At 53.6% G+C, this 16170-nt stretch carries 14 protein-coding genes and 3 pseudogenes; 6 read left to right on the top strand and 11 right to left on the bottom strand.

The features are described from left to right. Nucleotides 1-269 precede the first annotated feature (269 nt). The 4 genes and pseudogenes from putA to GM30_RS21265 all read left to right on the top strand — a co-directional run bounded on the left by putA (nt 270) and on the right by GM30_RS21265 (nt 6363). Nucleotides 270-4125: pseudogene (gene putA, locus GM30_RS25760) on the top strand (trifunctional transcriptional regulator/proline dehydrogenase/L-glutamate gamma-semialdehyde dehydrogenase). A gap of 531 nt (nt 4126-4656) precedes the next feature. After that, a complete protein-coding gene (locus tag GM30_RS21275) occupies nt 4657-5490 on the top strand; it encodes a winged helix-turn-helix domain-containing protein (protein ID WP_049850221.1) in 834 nt (277 codons plus the stop codon). Further along, nucleotides 5483-5965, top strand: a complete 483-nt coding sequence (locus GM30_RS21270; RefSeq protein WP_049850220.1) for a hypothetical protein — start codon at nt 5483-5485, stop codon at nt 5963-5965. Before GM30_RS21275 ends, GM30_RS21270 begins: the two co-directional genes overlap by 8 nt. A 48-nt stretch (nt 5966-6013) precedes the next feature. Next, nucleotides 6014-6363, top strand: a pseudogene (locus tag GM30_RS21265) (lysozyme inhibitor LprI family protein). On the opposite strand, the gene rutR reads toward GM30_RS21265, so the two are convergent. Both rutR and GM30_RS21255 read right to left on the bottom strand, forming a co-directional pair. Beyond that, nucleotides 6360-6998, bottom strand: a complete 639-nt coding sequence (rutR, locus tag GM30_RS21260) for an HTH-type transcriptional regulator RutR (RefSeq protein WP_049850219.1) — start codon at nt 6996-6998, stop codon at nt 6360-6362. The pseudogene GM30_RS21265 and the gene rutR sit on opposite strands and share 4 nt — an antisense overlap. Nucleotides 6999-7089: 91 nt before the next feature. Then, nucleotides 7090-7257, bottom strand: coding sequence for a con-10 family general stress protein (locus GM30_RS21255; protein WP_038154555.1), 168 nt, complete (start codon nt 7255-7257; stop codon nt 7090-7092). Nucleotides 7258-7641: 384 nt separating this feature from the next. Here GM30_RS21255 and wrbA point away from each other — a divergent pair, with 384 nt between their 5' ends. Next, a complete protein-coding gene (wrbA, locus tag GM30_RS21250) occupies nt 7642-8238 on the top strand; it encodes an NAD(P)H:quinone oxidoreductase (protein WP_049850218.1) in 597 nt (198 codons plus the stop codon). 36 nt (nt 8239-8274) lie between these two features. Next, complete coding sequence (locus tag GM30_RS21245) at nt 8275-8502, top strand: YccJ family protein (protein ID WP_049850217.1); 228 nt, start codon at nt 8275-8277, stop codon at nt 8500-8502. Nucleotides 8503-8544: 42 nt separating this feature from the next. Here the strand turns inward: GM30_RS21245 and GM30_RS21240 are convergent, their stop codons facing one another. The 9 genes and pseudogenes from GM30_RS21240 to GM30_RS27470 form a co-directional block, all read right to left on the bottom strand. Then, the gene (locus GM30_RS21240) at nt 8545-9732 is read right to left on the bottom strand and encodes a fimbrial protein (RefSeq protein ID WP_162213007.1); all 1188 of its coding nucleotides are present in this window, start codon (nt 9730-9732) and stop codon (nt 8545-8547) included. A 309-nt stretch (nt 9733-10041) separates the two neighbouring features. Continuing rightward, entirely contained in the window at nt 10042-11223 is a 1182-nt protein-coding gene (locus tag GM30_RS25135; RefSeq protein ID WP_072094207.1) for a fimbrial protein, read from the bottom strand. A gap of 11 nt (nt 11224-11234) precedes the next feature. Further along, nucleotides 11235-11951 (bottom strand): fimbrial protein, encoded by a 717-nt coding sequence (locus GM30_RS21230; protein ID WP_049850214.1) that lies wholly within the window; start codon nt 11949-11951, stop codon nt 11235-11237. A gap of 13 nt (nt 11952-11964) precedes the next feature. Then, nucleotides 11965-12261 carry a fimbrial protein gene (locus GM30_RS21225; protein WP_049850213.1) on the bottom strand — a complete coding sequence of 99 codons (297 nt, stop codon included), beginning with the start codon at nt 12259-12261 and terminating at the stop codon, nt 11965-11967. A 286-nt stretch (nt 12262-12547) separates the two neighbouring features. After that, on the bottom strand, nt 12548-13114 hold the full coding sequence (locus GM30_RS21215; RefSeq protein ID WP_080993481.1) for a fimbrial protein: 567 nt from the start codon (nt 13112-13114) through the stop codon (nt 12548-12550). Nucleotides 13115-13123: 9 nt separating this feature from the next. Then, a complete protein-coding gene (locus GM30_RS21210) occupies nt 13124-13681 on the bottom strand; it encodes a fimbrial protein (protein ID WP_049850210.1) in 558 nt (185 codons plus the stop codon). Continuing rightward, nucleotides 13672-13884, bottom strand: a complete 213-nt coding sequence (locus GM30_RS28080) for a FimD/PapC C-terminal domain-containing protein (RefSeq protein ID WP_072094206.1) — start codon at nt 13882-13884, stop codon at nt 13672-13674. The genes GM30_RS21210 and GM30_RS28080 overlap by 10 nt, the downstream gene beginning before the upstream one ends. Next, on the bottom strand, nt 13793-14218 hold the full coding sequence (locus GM30_RS27645) for a fimbria/pilus outer membrane usher protein (protein WP_193391796.1): 426 nt from the start codon (nt 14216-14218) through the stop codon (nt 13793-13795). Before GM30_RS27645 ends, GM30_RS28080 begins: the two co-directional genes overlap by 92 nt. Then, nucleotides 14148-16140: pseudogene (locus tag GM30_RS27470) on the bottom strand (fimbria/pilus outer membrane usher protein). The gene GM30_RS27645 and the pseudogene GM30_RS27470 overlap by 71 nt, the downstream one beginning before the upstream one ends. Between the last annotated feature and the right edge of the window lie 30 nt (nt 16141-16170).

The following is a 16170-nucleotide window of genomic DNA, read 5'->3' as shown; positions in this document are numbered from 1 at the left end:
GACACCCTGCTCTTTATGTAAAATTTCCATAGGTTGCACTCGCTCACAGTTTCATTGGTTGCACCTTTTATTTTTGTTAAGCAGCGCATGGAAACGATTTGCGTTTTATTCTTTCCAATTTTTATCCCTCGTCTTTTATTAACAATTAATTCATTTTTGAGCTTGCTACTCAGGTCACAATTAACAAGGTTGCACAAAGTTGCAACATGATAGATATTTCTGCGTAACCAAATAAAAGTAGATACCGAACAAACACAGGAGTGAATGGCATGGGCACCACCACCATGGGGGTTAAGCTTGACGACGCCACGCGCGAGCGCATTAAGGCCGCCGCGACCCGAATCGACCGCACGCCGCACTGGTTAATTAAGCAGGCGATTTTTAACTATCTGGAAAGACTGGATAACGACGATGCCCTGCCGGAACTGCCTGCGCTGCTCTCTGGCGCCGCCAACGAAGGCGAAGAGGCGGTGGTTCCGGTTGATGAAACCCATCAGCCGTTCCTTGAATTTGCCGAGCAGATCCTGCCGCAGTCCGTCACCCGCGCGAACATTACCGCTGCCTGGCGTCGTGCCGAGACCGATGCGGTGCCGATGCTGCTCGAACAGGCGCGTCTGCCGCAGAACGTTGCCGAACAGGCGCACAAGCTGGCGTATCAACTGGCAGAAAAACTGCGTAACCAGAAAACCGCCAGCGGTCGCGCCGGTATGGTACAGAGCCTGCTGCAGGAGTTCTCCCTCTCCTCTCAGGAAGGCGTGGCGCTGATGTGCCTGGCGGAAGCGCTGCTGCGTATTCCTGACAAAGCCACCCGCGACGCGCTGATCCGCGACAAAATCAGCAACGGCAACTGGCAGTCGCACATTGGCCGTAGCCCGTCGCTGTTCGTTAATGCCGCCACCTGGGGGCTGCTGTTTACCGGCAAACTGGTGTCGACACATAATGAAGCCAGCCTGTCGCGCTCGCTGAACCGTATTATCGGTAAGAGTGGCGAACCGCTGATCCGCAAAGGTGTGGATATGGCGATGCGCCTGATGGGTGAGCAATTCGTCACCGGTGAAACCATCGCTGAAGCGCTGGCGAACGCCCGCAAGCTGGAAGAGAAAGGCTTCCGTTACTCCTACGACATGCTCGGTGAAGCGGCGCTGACCGCCGCCGACGCGCAGGCGTATATGGTGTCGTATCAGCAGGCCATTCACGCCATCGGTAAAGCATCCAATGGCCGCGGCATTTATGAAGGCCCGGGCATTTCCATTAAGCTGTCGGCGCTGCATCCGCGCTACAGCCGCGCGCAGTACAACCGCGTGATGGACGAGCTGTACCCGCGCCTGAAATCGTTAACCCTGCTGGCGCGCCAGTACGACATCGGTATTAACATCGATGCCGAAGAGGCCGACCGGCTGGAAATCTCCCTCGACCTGCTGGAAAAACTCTGTTTTGAGCCGGAACTGGCAGGCTGGAACGGCATTGGTTTCGTCATTCAGGCGTACCAGAAACGCTGCCCGTTCGTCATCGATTACCTGATTGACCTCGCCACCCGCAGCCGTCGCCGCCTGATGATCCGTCTGGTGAAAGGCGCGTACTGGGACAGCGAAATCAAGCGCGCGCAGATGGAAGGGCTGGAAGGTTATCCGGTCTATACCCGCAAGGTGTACACCGNNCCACCCACAACGCCCATACGCTGGCGGCAATTTACCAGCTCGCAGGGCAGAACTACTATCCGGGACAGTATGAGTTCCAGTGCCTGCACGGCATGGGTGAACCGCTGTACGAGCAGGTGGTGGGCAAGGTGGCGGATGGCAAACTGAACCGTCCGTGCCGCATTTATGCGCCGGTGGGCACCCATGAAACGCTGCTGGCGTATCTGGTACGTCGCCTGCTGGAAAACGGCGCCAACACCTCGTTTGTGAACCGCATCGCCGATAACACCCTGCCGCTGGACGAACTGGTTGCCGATCCGGTCGACGCCGTGGAAAAACTGGCGGCGCAGGAAAGCCAGCCGGGGCTGCCGCATCCGAAAATCCCGCTGCCGCGCGATCTGTACGGCAAAGGGCGCGCCAACTCAGCGGGGCTGGATCTGGCGAACGAACACCGCCTCGCCTCCCTCTCCTCTTCGTTGCTGAACAGCGCATTGCAGAAATGGCAGGCGCTGCCGATGCTGGAACACCCGGTTGAGGAAGGCGATCTCACGCCAGTGATTAACCCGGCAGAGCCAAAAGACCGGGTCGGTTACGTGCGTGAAGCCAGCGAAAGCGAAGTGGAACAGGCACTGAACAGCGCGGTGAGCAACGCGCCAATCTGGTTCGCCACGCCGCCGGAAGAGCGTGCCGCGATCCTCGAACGTGCCGCCGTGTTGATGGAAGGCCAGATGCAGCAGTTGATGGGTATTCTGGTGCGTGAAGCCGGGAAAACGTTCAGTAACGCGATTGCTGAAGTGCGAGAAGCGGTGGATTTCCTCCACTATTACGCCGGGCAGGTACGCCACGATTTTGATAACGAAACGCATCGTCCGTTAGGCCCGGTGGTGTGTATCAGCCCGTGGAACTTCCCGCTGGCGATCTTTACCGGTCAGATTGCCGCTGCGCTGGCGGCAGGTAACAGCGTACTGGCGAAACCGGCAGAGCAGACGCCGCTGATTGCCGCCCAGGGTGTTGCCATTCTGCGCGAAGCCGGGGTGCCGGCCGGGGTTATCCAGTTGCTGCCGGGTCGCGGTGAAACCGTTGGCGCGCAGTTGACCGCCGACAACCGCGTGCGCGGCGTGATGTTTACCGGCTCCACCGAAGTCGCCACGCTGCTGCAGCGTAATATCGCCAGCCGTCTTGATGCGCAAGGCCGCCCGACGCCGCTGATCGCCGAAACCGGCGGTCTGAACGCGATGATTGTGGATTCTTCCGCCCTCACCGAACAGGTGGTGATCGACGTGCTGGCCTCGGCGTTCGACAGCGCCGGTCAGCGCTGCTCTGCCCTGCGCGTGCTGTGCCTGCAGGAAGACGTCGCCGACCACACCCTGACGATGCTGCGCGGCGCGATGGCGGAATGCCGGATGGGCAACCCGGGCCGCCTGACGACGGACATCGGCCCGGTGATCGACGCGGAAGCCAAAGCGAATATCGAACAGCATATCCAGACGCTGCGCGCCAAAGGCCGCAACGTCTTCCAGGCCGCCTTTGAAAGCAGCGAAGATGCCCGCGAATGGACCAGCGGCACCTTTGTTCCGCCGACGCTGATTGAACTCGACAGTTTCGAAGAGATGAAAAAAGAGGTCTTCGGCCCGGTGCTGCACGTGGTGCGCTACCGTCGCAACGAGCTGGATAAACTGCTGGCACAGGTTAATGCCGCCGGTTACGGTCTGACGCTCGGCGTGCATACCCGCATCGACGAAACCATCGCGCAGGTGACCGGCAATGCGCACGTCGGCAACCTGTACGTTAACCGCAACATGGTGGGCGCGGTGGTTGGCGTGCAACCGTTCGGCGGCGAAGGGCTGTCAGGTACAGGGCCAAAAGCAGGCGGTCCGCTGTATCTTTACCGTCTGCTGTCGAGCCGCCCGGAAACGGCGCTGGCGAAAACCCTTGCTCGTCAGGATGCGGACTACGCAGTGGATACGCAGCTGAAAACGCTGCTGGAAAAACCGCTGATGGCGTTGACGCAGTGGGCAGAAAACCGCCCGGCGCTGCACGCGCTCTGTCAGCAGTATGGCGAACTGGCGCAGGCCGGGACGCAGCGTCTGTTGCCGGGGCCGACCGGTGAGCGCAACACCCTCACCTTCGTGCCGCGTGAATGCGTGCTGTGCGTGGCGGATTCGGCAGCGAAGTGCTGTGGCCGGACGAGCCGCTGCAGCGCGCGCTGGTGAAACAGCTACCGAAAGCCGTTGCCGAGCGCATTCGCTTTGCGAAGCCAGACGCGCTGATGACGCAGCGTTTTGACGCGGTAATTTATCACGGTGATTCCGATCAGTTGCGTGAGCTGTGCGAACAGGTGGCGGCGCGTGATGGCGCGATTGTGTCAGTGCAGGGCTTTGCCCGCGGCGAGACCAATCTACTGCTGGAACGTTTGTATCATGAGCGCTCGTTAAGTATTAACACCGCTGCGGCAGGCGGAAACGCCAGCCTGATGACTATTGGGTAATTAATCATTCGCCCGGTAATGTATTATTATCGGGCGATTTTTTCCACGTTATATTCCGTCCCGCCATTACTCCGTGCGGTATGCGCACGCCAAAATGAGAATTTATCTTGTCTCAGGATAACCTCAATTCCTGATTTTTTATGATATTCTGCATTTCATCAAAAGCCAGCATTCCGCATGAATTCTGACAATCCTAAGTATTTCCCTAGGAATTTATTTCTTAAATCACCTATTTAATACGATTTCCTTATATTACATATTGAAAGACTAAACCTGTCTGAAGTAGATTTAAGTAATAGCTGCCGGACGTAATAAAAACGCAGAAAAATGAGGTTGTTACATCAAAAGGATGTTTTTAAAATTATTGTTAAGCGATCGACAATCTTAATCTGATAGTTATTCCTGGTTCGTTTCCGTTTCGATAAGCGTCAATAATTAATAAATCTGCCGGTCAGCAGAAAAGGATGCCGCTTTCATTACTCGCACTTTGGGTTTCGCCCAAAGTTTATTTTCTCTGCCGGTAACACACGTATGCTTTGGATAATCGACGACAACATCGAGTTCATACCCGAAAAAAACAAATTGTCTTCACTGACAAAACCGGAGTTGTCGGTGTTGTTAACCCGACCGGCCAGTCGGTGTCTGGTGCTGCTGCTGGAGACCGCGCACAGCGTGGTGGTACATCAGACTTTTTTTCAGAAGGTGTGGCCTGACGAACTGGTGCAGGTGCCGACCAATACCCTTTATCAGAACATCTCCATCGTCCGCCGCGGGCTGCGTACCGTCGGGGAAACGGATAAAACGATCGTGGCCACGGTATCTCGCCGGGGCTTTCAGATTGAGAGCAACGTGAAGGTGGTGCGCATCAGCGCGGAGGAATACCACAATACCGCGCAGGTGGAAGCCCTTCACGAACCGCAGGATGTATCAGACGGCCCCGATACGGACACCGCGCGCATCGTCAAAGCGCTCGCCAGGCCACGCCGTCGGATCTGTATCCTGCGCGATAACAAATGGCCTCTGTTGCATATGGCCGTAGCATTTTTGCTGGGCATGCTGGCCGTTTACGGCTCCACGTTACTTTATCGCGACAGATCGGTGTTTGATGAATATACCCTGTTCGAAACCAGTAACGGCTGCCATTTCTACTCCAGGGAGGATGAGATCGACGATAAGAGCCCATTCCAGAAAGACAAAGCCACCATTATAAAAACGGGACTGGATTGCCAGAAATACCCGTGGGTGTATTTCCCGTCATCGAATTCATTACCGGCGCTGACGGCATTGATCTGCCAGAAACCTTATGACGACGCGTCAGATTCTGGCTGCGTTTCGCTCTATTTTCGTGGGGTAACTCGTGACTAGACCACAGACAACGCTGGGTTGTCTTATCTTTCTGGTGTTAGGAGGCGCGCTCTCTTACCACTATAATTTTCAGGTTGAGAAGATCTACAAACCCGAGCGCTGTTCCGCGCCGGTGCGGATCTATTTCGGTAACGTGCGCGCGAATCTGGTGCTGGATTTTATGTATTCGACGAAAAACCACACCGGCGTGGTATCAGTGAGCGGGAACTACAGCGAAAACAACAAAGTGGTGGGCACGCTGCGCCGCGAAGTGGCCTATACCTGGACGGAAAACAAAAACGAAGTGCGCCTGCACTCGTTGAGCATCAACAAGATGTTGAATGATGAGACATTGCCGGACGAGATCATGGACGACATCCTGCCGGATTTTTACGTCTATCCTGATAAAAACATTACCTATTCCATTCTGCCGCAGGACAAAAAGGGGTTCCTGTTCACGGTTGGGCAACGTCCGATCTTCTTCTGCGCGCATTGAAACATAGAACAGGTATACTACGTTTCATTATTTAAGCGGGAGATGATAATGAAACGTATATTGATTGCGATTGGGGCGTTGGCCTTCAGCACCGTAGCGCTGGCTGATGAATGTGCCAGCGCGGGCACCCAGGCAGAGCTGAATACCTGCACGGCCGCGCAGTATCAGGCCGCCGACAAAAAACTCAATGAAACCTACCAGAATGCGCTGAAGCGCGCGGTGCCTGCACAGCGTGAGCTGCTGAAAAAAGCGCAGAACGCGTGGNCGGCGGCAGTGTCCAGCCGATGGTGGCGAACCAGTGCATGGCGGACAAAACCGCCGAGCGCGAAGCGTTTCTCGCCTCATTATTGCAGTGTGAAGAGGGTGACCTGAGCTGCCCGCTGCCGCCGGGCAACTAACGGACGCGGATCCCTTCGATAATCATCCGCTGGACGTTTTCTACGGTACGCTGAAAGAACGCCTCGTCTTTCAGCGTACTGCCCGTCACCGCTTCCACCTGGGTAGCGAAATCCGCGTAGTGCTGGGTTGACGCCCAGATCATAAAAATCAGATGGTGCGGATCAACTGGCGCCAGCTTGCCGTTCGCAATCCACCCGGCGATAATCGCCGACTTATCGTCAATCAGCGTTTTCAGATCCCCGGTCAGTTCGCCCATCAGCAGCGGCGCGCCCTGCAGCATTTCCAGACAGAACAGTCGGGAGGCTTGCGGGTAGTCGCGGGAGACTTCGAGCTTCAGGCGGATGTACTCTTTGATCGCCACCAGCGGGGTAAAATCTTCACGAAACGCGCGCAGCGGCGCCAGCCAGATGTCGAGGATCTGCCGCAGTACGGCGACGTACAGTTGCTCTTTGGAAGGGTAATAATAGAGAAGATTGGTTTTCGACACGCCCGCCTGTTCTGCGACCTGCTCCAGCCGGGTGCCGTGAATGCCATATTGCGAAAAGGTATTCAGCGCCGCGTTAAGAATCGCCTGCTTTTTTGCACTCACCGCCTGTGAACGCTTACCGGTTTTTTTCTCTGCACCCTGCGCCATGCGCCCTCTCCTTTTGTTATGCGCGGACAGGATAACAAAAAAAACCGCCGGGGGTTACCCGGCGGCAGGGGCGTTAACAGTCACTCAGCAATTACTTGCCGCCATGGCTGTTTTTACCCCCTTTTTTGCCTGCTTCAGAGGCACGCTGCGGGTCATTTTTAAAATTACCGCCGCTGTGCTGACCACCTTTACGACCTGCTTCTGATGCTCTGTCACGGTCTTCGGCAAAGTTGCCGGATCCACCACGATGGTTTGCCATAACTAACCTCCGGTTATGTGAAAACATTAGACATCATACTGCATTCAGTAAAAGAGCATTCTTTCACCTGCGACGCAGAGAAGTATTCCCTCGCCGTGGAACTAATCTTAGTAAACCTGCTGCGGAGAGCCAGTAAAACGAAATATTCTGCAACAGGATCTGTGCCTTTTAGTGACCTTTCCCGTTTCGTGATCGATAAGCGTTTCTTATCACTACCAAAACTCAAATTTCGGAAAATGTATCAAATTACAACAAAAGCCAAATTTGACAATATTGTTATTAATCAAAGAAGTGATTGTGAAATTTGCACTCTCAGCCACACGACGTATCTTTAAAGGAGGGCAGCCACAGGCTGTTAACAATGAAAATCGAGGAGTGAAGCAAATGGCAAAGATTCTGGTGCTTTATTATTCCATGTACGGACACATTGAGACCATGGCGAAAGCGGTGGCCGAAGGGGCAAACAAGGTTGACGGTGTAGACGTGGTGATTAAACGCGTCCCGGAAACCATGCCTGCCGAGGTTTTCGAGAAAGCCGGTGGTAAATCGCAAAACGCACCCGTTGCCACACCACAGGAACTGGCGGACTACGACGCCATCATCTTCGGCACGCCAACCCGCTTTGGCAACATGTCAGGGCAGATGCGCACCTTCCTCGACCAGACCGGCGGACTGTGGGCTTCCGGCGCGCTGTACGGCAAACTGGCGAGCGTGTTTAGCTCAACAGGTACCGGCGGCGGACAGGAGCAAACCATTACCTCAACCTGGACCACCCTCGCCCATCACGGCATGGTGATCGTGCCGATTGGCTACGCGGCGCAGGAATTGTTTGACGTCTCCCAGGTACGCGGCGGTACGCCGTACGGCGCGACGACGATTGCAGGCGGTGACGGTTCACGTCAGCCGAGCCAGGAAGAGCTTTCCATTGCACGTTATCAGGGTGAGTACGTCGCCGGTCTGGCGAAGAAACTGAAAGGCTAACGCTAACCTTCCACACCATGACACAGGAGGAGAAACATGCCGAGTAATGAAGCAAAGGCACATCACGTAGGCGAATGGGCAAGTTTGCGAAACACTTCTCCCGAAATTGCCGAAGCCATTTTTGAAGCCGCCAGCTATGACGAAAAGCTGGCGGAGAAAATCTGGGAAGAAGGCAGCGATGAAGTTTTAATCCGCGCGTTTGAGAAAACCGACAAAGATTCGCTCTTCTGGGGCGAACAGACCATCGAACGTAAAAACGTCTGATAACCACACTCCCCCCGCCGGAAGCGGGGGGTTTTTATTGCTTCAGATAAAATCCATCATGATCGTCGCCGTGGCGTGATAATCACCGGGCGTTGGCTCGCCGCCGTTACGCATCAGCCAGACGTCGAGCGGAATATGTTTGCTCAGTGGCGTGACGGTATAGGCATTGCCGAAATTCCATTCCATTGGATTACTGTTGTCGAAGTACATGTCTTTGCCCGCGTTATCGCCTGCCTGACCGCTTTCGTTATAGTCCTTGTTCACCCGCAGTGCGACCGCGACGTTCTTTGCGCCATCGGCAATGTTGTTGCCCAATAACAGGCCGGATTCTGCCGTCGGCGCTGTGGTGGTGATGTAGGTTTTGACTTTGTTGACGCCGTAGCATTTATCCATATTCAGCGTCAGGGAGCGTTTTATGGTGGTGTTGCGATCGTCAGTAATTTGCGAGACACGCTGATCGCCAAAATCGACGTTGCCGTTATCGGAAAACGTATACTGGCAGGATGCAGCCAGTTTAAAATCCATGGCTTTAATGGGCGCTATAAAATTGACGATTAGCTGTCCCTTTTGATGCCCCCCTGAGGGCTCATCAGCATCAGTATAGACAAACTGAATAGGTGAATATGAAACGACAGTATCAGGGGGGATTCCCCGGAATTTATTATTGATGACGGGAAAGCCTGCCAACCTGCCGCGGATATTTTTGTACTCTTCAGATTTGTGTTTCATTACAGGAGGAAAACCGCCTGCGGTCAAATCAACGGGAAAATAAAATAAGCCAGGAATGTTTGTATTAATCAAAATCGCATCCTGATTTTCATCACCTGACGTTCCACCACCAATCTCCGAGATATAGCTTGGTCTGTTAATAATGTTATTGGTATTAACAGTGATGTAGTCAGAGCCAGAATACACTTCCATTCGTGCAGCAATTTCAGTCTGATTAGCACCGAGGTTAGTACATGACTTTACGTAAGAGAATTGCAGATTCGGAAAATAGTCAAATATAGTAGATCCAGATGCCATAAGGTACTGATTGTCACTTAAATTAGCGAAACTTTGGCTATCAAAGGTATATGTACCATCCAAATGCGGCCCGCCGTCCCTCGTCGCGTTGAGGGGCACACACGCAGAACTGTCGCTGCCGTCACCTTCCACAAGATACGCATGAGCCGTACGGAGTGGCAGTAATGCACTGATAACTAAAAGAAGTAGTAAACGCATTTTCATCTCTATTCCTTCATCACGTAATATTACCGAAACGCTGAAGATGCTGACGAAATAACAGGACATCACGAATGTTTTCCGTGAACAGGGCTGTCACTTGAAATAAAATTTTGTTATCTGAAAATAAAATTACAAGGCCGGAGACATAATACAGCGTTGCAGCACCTGCCGAATTCTTTTTTATGAATTTACAATTAAGTTCAGCTAATGTGATTAGTTAAAGACTATAGGGTGGAAAAAACAAAAGCCCCTCAATGAATGAGGAGCTGAGCAGATATTGATACTAATGTATGAAATGGTACGTGGTACGTTTTAGATAAAATCCATCATGATCGTCGCCGTGGTGTGATAGTCACCGGGCGTTGGCTCGCCGCCGTTACGCATCAGATACACATCAAGCGGGATATGTTTGCTGAGTGACGTGACGGTATAGGCATTGCCAAAATTCCACTCCAGCGGATTACTGCTGTCGAAGTACATATCTTTGCCCGCGTTATCGCCTGCTGTTCCGCTTTCGTTATAGTCTTTATTTACCCGCAGTGCGACGGCGACATTTTTTGCACCATCAGCAACATTATTACCCAGCAGCAGACCGGACTCGGCAGTCGGTGCGGTGGTGGTGATATAGGTTCGCACTTTGTTTACGCCGAAACAGTTATCCATATTCAGCGTCATCGTGCGTTTTATGGTGGTATTTCTGTCGTCCGTCACCTGACTAACCCGCTGATCACCAAAATCAATTGAACCACTATTAGAAAGCGTGTACTGGCATGTCGAAGTTATTTTCACCACAGGCTTAGATTCTGATGGTAAATCTATTATGTAGTCGGCCTTCCCTTTTACACCATCATGACTTTGTTCGTTATCATCACTGATGGTAACCCGCACCTGAGAAACGGCAGGAATAAGTGTCACCCCTTCAGGCATGCCACGAAAAGTATTATCTACCACATAATTGTTATATCCTTTCAGACCGGAAAGACTGAACGTTGAAGAATATGTCGCCCGAGAAGGAACATAAAAATTGACAGGATTATCCTGAACTAAAACTATTAACTGGTAAAGCCCCTGAATATTGGTTCTTACCAGTGTAGCCGTCGGGGATTCATCATCTGGAGACACGCCAGCCATGTTAAGAATGGATGATTTATTGACCGATATAAGCGCAGGACTGGCCGCAACTTCGGCTTTGAAAACGACGCTGGATTGCGGTTTACCCAGGTTGTCGCAACGCAGACTAAGTTTATGTTCAAAATCCGTGTGATAATGTCCTGCCGCACCGCTTGCCGTAAGATACTGTCCATCAGCAAGGTTAAGAAAAGCATTGGATTGGATCTGTACTAAAGCGCCAGCATATATCCCACCACGAACATCACTGCCGGTGCTGGGTATGCAGTGCTCCTCTGTGCTGTCTGACGTCACCATATAAGCTTGTGCAAAACGGATGGGCATCAGCACACAGAGGGCGATCAGGAATAATAAACGCGATTTCATCTTTATTGCCTTTAGTAATACGTCACCGTCATTACGGCCGAAATGCTGAACGCACCGACATTCTGACCCAGCCCTGTGTCTTTCATGCCCAGTTCAACTTTCATCGGTAATGCCCACGTCCCCTGACCTAAGGGGGCAAGGTCATCAAAGTTCACGGAAAGAGAGGTGACAGGGGCAGAGTCTACAATGGAGTTAGTATAGTTTCGCCCTTTATCCGCCCCTGAAACGGTTAACACCGTCCATCCGTTATTGGGATCTGTGCCTGACACCGGGTAATATCGCGGTATCAGAACCCTTGCCATAAAGTCCGTCGCGCCACTCGTCGGCGATAACCCACCATAAACATAATTGTTGCCATCGCTACTCATATTCCAGGCCGAGTTTGCCCCTGCACCAATGGTTATCTTGAACAGCTTGCCATTGCTGTCGGCGACCAGATTCTCCGCTGAGCATTCCGAAAACTGCATCTGGAAAGTGCTCGATACCAGGGATTTGTTATAACCATCGCTAAAGACATCACTCCCGCTCGCGTAGTAACGCAGATCAGACACATTCACTGTGCCAAAATCCACCGTCTTCGCCGCTGTACCATTGTCAAAGACAATTTTACAGCTCGGCTGTACTACCGTGCCGGTAAACGTAAGATCGATGGTACTCTGACCATCGCCAGCGAATGTCGCGAAAGGAGCCAGCAAAGCCCCGATAAGGATAAAAGAATATTTTTTCATTATTGCCATTCCTTTACTGATAACTGATGCTAAGCGTGGCTTGCGCGTTAATGTAACCACCCGTAATGCTTGCTCCTGTCGCGCCCTTAAGTGGCACCAGTCTGGCACGAAGGGTAAAGTCGCCAGGGTCTCCCACATCGGTATCGTTATTCAGACTTACCAGCGTTTCAGTCGTGTCGACGAGCCGATATACGCTAATACCAAACCCCGCCGCCATCGTGCCCGTTTGCACCGCATCGGTAGAAAGCGCAATAACGTCTTCGTCATCCGCCCCTTGTGCTTGTGATTTTGCATCGATCTTAAAATTCATCGCNNGAAGGCCGCCCCGCCATATCAGAACTGGTATTATTCATTACGGCGGTAACCTCACGGTCTACATACGGACGTTTTGTTTTATCCGTTGACATAATCGCAGCCGGGTAAACGGTGCCAAAATCGAAGGTCAGCGCGGTGCTGTCAAAATAACAGGTACCTGGCTGGATATTGGCTGTGACCGTCAACGTTAAATCGGTATTTGCCGCCTGCACGCCACCCGCATTCAACAAGGCCAGCGCCATGATTAAATAAAGTTGTTTTTTCATTCCGGTTTCCCTGCGTTATTCATATGTCGCTGTAATAATCACGTCGGCATAAAAGAAGCCTGACTTGACCTCATTCGCTGTTTTGATATAGCGGGCGGTGAAGTGATATTCACTGCCCACCGGGTATTCCGCTGTCGGGTAAACGATGTATCTGGTTTTCCCTTCAGGACTCAGCACGCTACTGTCATCGCGATCGTCGTCAATCACCACGGCGATGCCTTTTGCCGACGGGTCGCCTTTGTCTTCAATCTGATTGTTGAACGCCGCAAAGTTGGCGTCGGTATCGCCGTTTTTCGCGGCAAACATCAGCAGCACCTGGTTTACTTGATCCCGCCCGCCGGTGCAGTCACCGACGCTGACGGTAAAGGCTTTTTCGCCGTAAGTTTCCCCCACGGCCAGCGGTGAAAAATCCCCCACCAGCGCACTCGGCAGGGTGAGGTATTTTTCCGGGATCACCAGCTTGCAGGTGGGAATGGAAACCTGACCGCTAAACGAAAGCTGCATCTGATTGCCGGATTCATCCGCTTTCGCCGCCAGTGCCAGCAGGCACAAAGAGAGGGGTAGCCATCGTGTCGTCGTCATGGTTATCCCTCAGTAGTACACAATGTTGAGCGTAGCGGCGGCCGCGAACGACCCGATGCGGATCCCCGCGCCATAATCACGGTCTTTCAACGGCATCAGCGTGGCGTCGAGGCGGATCTTGCCGCCGCTCATGCTGCGCTTACTGAAATCCAGCGCGTCGTCAATGCTGAACGGCAGCGGCGTCAGGCTGGAGGCCGTACCTGAACCCTCGGTCAACACCATCTGCACCAGAATGCCGAAGCCTTTGTCGCTCTGTTCGGTGGTCAGTACCGTGTGGTTTTCGCTGTCTGTCGCCGTGCCGCTGCCCATCACCGGGGTGAGATAAAACTTGATATTTTGCGGCGCGGCGGTACAGGAACTGACGCTGATTTCATGCGTCGCCGTCACATTCTTGTTGAGAATGTTTTGTGGGAAGATAGCGGTGCCGAAATCGAAGTTTTTACTGACCTCCGAAAACGTACAGGTTTCCGCCAGGATCCGCGCTTTGAAGTCCATATTCAGCGATTCGGCCATCACCACGGGCGAGGCCACCATGGCCAGCACCAGCGCCAGCGTTTTTAACGACATGTGATCCCCTCCACGGTGGTGGTGCCCTGCACATCCTGAGCTGCGTTCTTCTCCGCCGGGACACGGAAGCGGCACTGTTGGTCGTCGCCTTCGCCCCATCTGACGGTGATTTCATCTTCCGGTGTCGCACCACGGGTCAGCAGTTTGCCGCCCTGCCCGGCATAGCCGAGATGCTCGCCACTGCTGCTGTANNCCCGCCCCAAGCGGGATCAAGCCGTTCGGGCGCTTCGCGATAAACATCACAAAGCGGCGGTCGTCGGTATCAAACTTGACGCGCACCACGGAACCGTCATGCGGGATCACGCTGCTGATGGTGTTTTTCAGTTCGGTGTCGGTTTCCAGGGTGCTGATATCGAGACCGACTTTGTTTTCGATGTATGGCGACAGGCTGGTGGCGACGGCGTAGCCGTTACCGTCAATGCGCGCACTGCCGTTTTGCACTTTGCTGCCCTCCGCCCCTTTCGCTTCAATCAGGGCCATCGGGCCGCTGAGGTTGATGTCTGGCGAGAAGGTGACGCCGCCGGAATGGCCGATCACGCCGCCGTTGGCGCTGAAGGAAAGCTGCTGATCGCCTTCGTTGCTNGCGCGTAGACACGGAGGCATTCCCGCTGATGGCGGAGTTGTCTTTTTGCCCCGGTTGCCCGGAATGGTTGTAGTTGGCGTTGATGCCGTAGTTAAACTCACTGTCCGCGTCGTAGCCGCTGGCCCCGATGCTGGTTGTTGAATCATGTTTGTCGTTAGTGGAATAGCTCATGTTCAGGGTGTCGAAATAGGGGCGGCTATCGCCATCCGAGCCCCAGCTCAACGGCACTGATAAGTTGAGGAAATACTGGGTTTCGTCGTTGCCGTCAGAGCCGTTTTTGAATTTCGATACGGACAGGCTGTACGACACGCGGCCCCAGTTGTTGTTGTAGCCAAACTGGTACTGGGTATTTTTACCTTCGTCAGAATCCCAGTAGTCTTCAATGCTGGCGTTGGCATACAGCGAGCCCCAGCCATCGGCCAGGGTCTGGCTGACGCTGAGCTGGAATTTATTGCGCGAACGGCTGATGTCAGAGAGATCGTTCATGTCATCGTCGTAGATGTAATCCATCGCATCCGAGAGGCTGAAATAACCGCTGGTGGAGTAGCGATAGGCCGCCAGCTGGAAGTTGGTGCGGGTGACGTCGAAGTACTGGTCGTAGCTGAGCTTGTAGCTCTGCCCGACATACTGTTTGCCATCGGGGATCTGGGTCATCGAGTTGGTGACGTCAAATGAGAAGGCGCCAACTGCGGTGTTCAGCGTGCCGCCGAGAACACCCGCCCAATAATGTTCCGTGCCCTGTAAACCGGCGTAAGCGGTGATGGCGTTACTTAAGCCCTGNTTTATAGCCGCCGTCATATTCACCGACGGTGACGTTGTAGCGGCTGACGCCCGGGCGCAGCATCTGGCTTGACGTGGAATACGGCACGGTAAACGTTTTGACGCGACCGTCAGCTTCGGTGACCTCCACGTCAATGTCAGTACCGACGTTGCCGGAACGGATATTGGAAAATTCAAACGCGCCCGGCGGAACGGTGGTTTCGTAAATAACGTAGTTATCCTGTTTAACGACCACTTTGGCGTTCGTTTCCGCCACGCCACGGATCACCGGGAAAAAACCCTGCTTCGAGAATGGCAGCATGCGGTCGTCACTTTTCAGCGTCACGCCTTTCACCTTGAAGGAGTCAAACAGTTGGCCGTCGCTGTAGGTACTGCCGAGCCGCACCTGCCCGCGCAGAAAAGCGACGTCACGCTCAAGGTAGTAATCGCCGGTATCAAACGCATACCCCCCTTCTTCATTCCAGCTGGCATAGGCGCTGGAGCGAAAACGCCACGCGCCGAGGTTGATGCCGCCGTTGAAGTTGCCGCTCAGGTTGCGGTTGGTTTGATCGTTAGTACGCGACGAGTAGCCGTTGAGGTTGTACTGCAACAGCAGTGCGTTAATGCCGTTTTGCCACAGTTCAGGATCAACGGTGCCGTCATCGCTGATAAAGGTATCGGCCTGCGGCACGTTCAACGTAAAGGTCTGCGAGTTGACGTCCATTTTCCAGTTGGCAGTGGGAATAACGTCACGCAGCGCGAGACAGGTCGCTTCCGGTTGTTCTTTTACCGACTCCGGCAGTTTGACACCTGCGCTTTTCAGCAACCCGCGGGTGAAACAGGGCTCTCCGTCGCCGTCTTTGTCGTCATCGGTAAAATTGACGGTAAGCTGGCCTTTATCGAGCGTGTTGGTGAGAAACCGTACCTGATACTCGCCGGGGATCACCGGGTTACCCTTACTGAATTTCTTTACGTCGATGCCATAACCGCTGATAAAGCCGCCATCAAACTCGACCTCCTCTTCTGACGAGGCTGCCGCGGTCTCTTTCGTCTGTTGCGGCGCAGCGCTGCTCACATCCGCCACGGCGTCGGCCGCATTGGCCTGCGCGATGGCCATCAGAATGGAGAGCGTAATGAGTGAAAGTTT

It is taken from the genome of Trabulsiella odontotermitis (assembly GCF_001188485.1).
Taxonomy (GTDB): Bacteria; Pseudomonadota; Gammaproteobacteria; order Enterobacterales; family Enterobacteriaceae; genus Trabulsiella; species Trabulsiella odontotermitis_A.
Note: the sequence above shows the minus strand (reverse complement) of the source record. Positions and strands in the feature narration are given on the sequence as shown.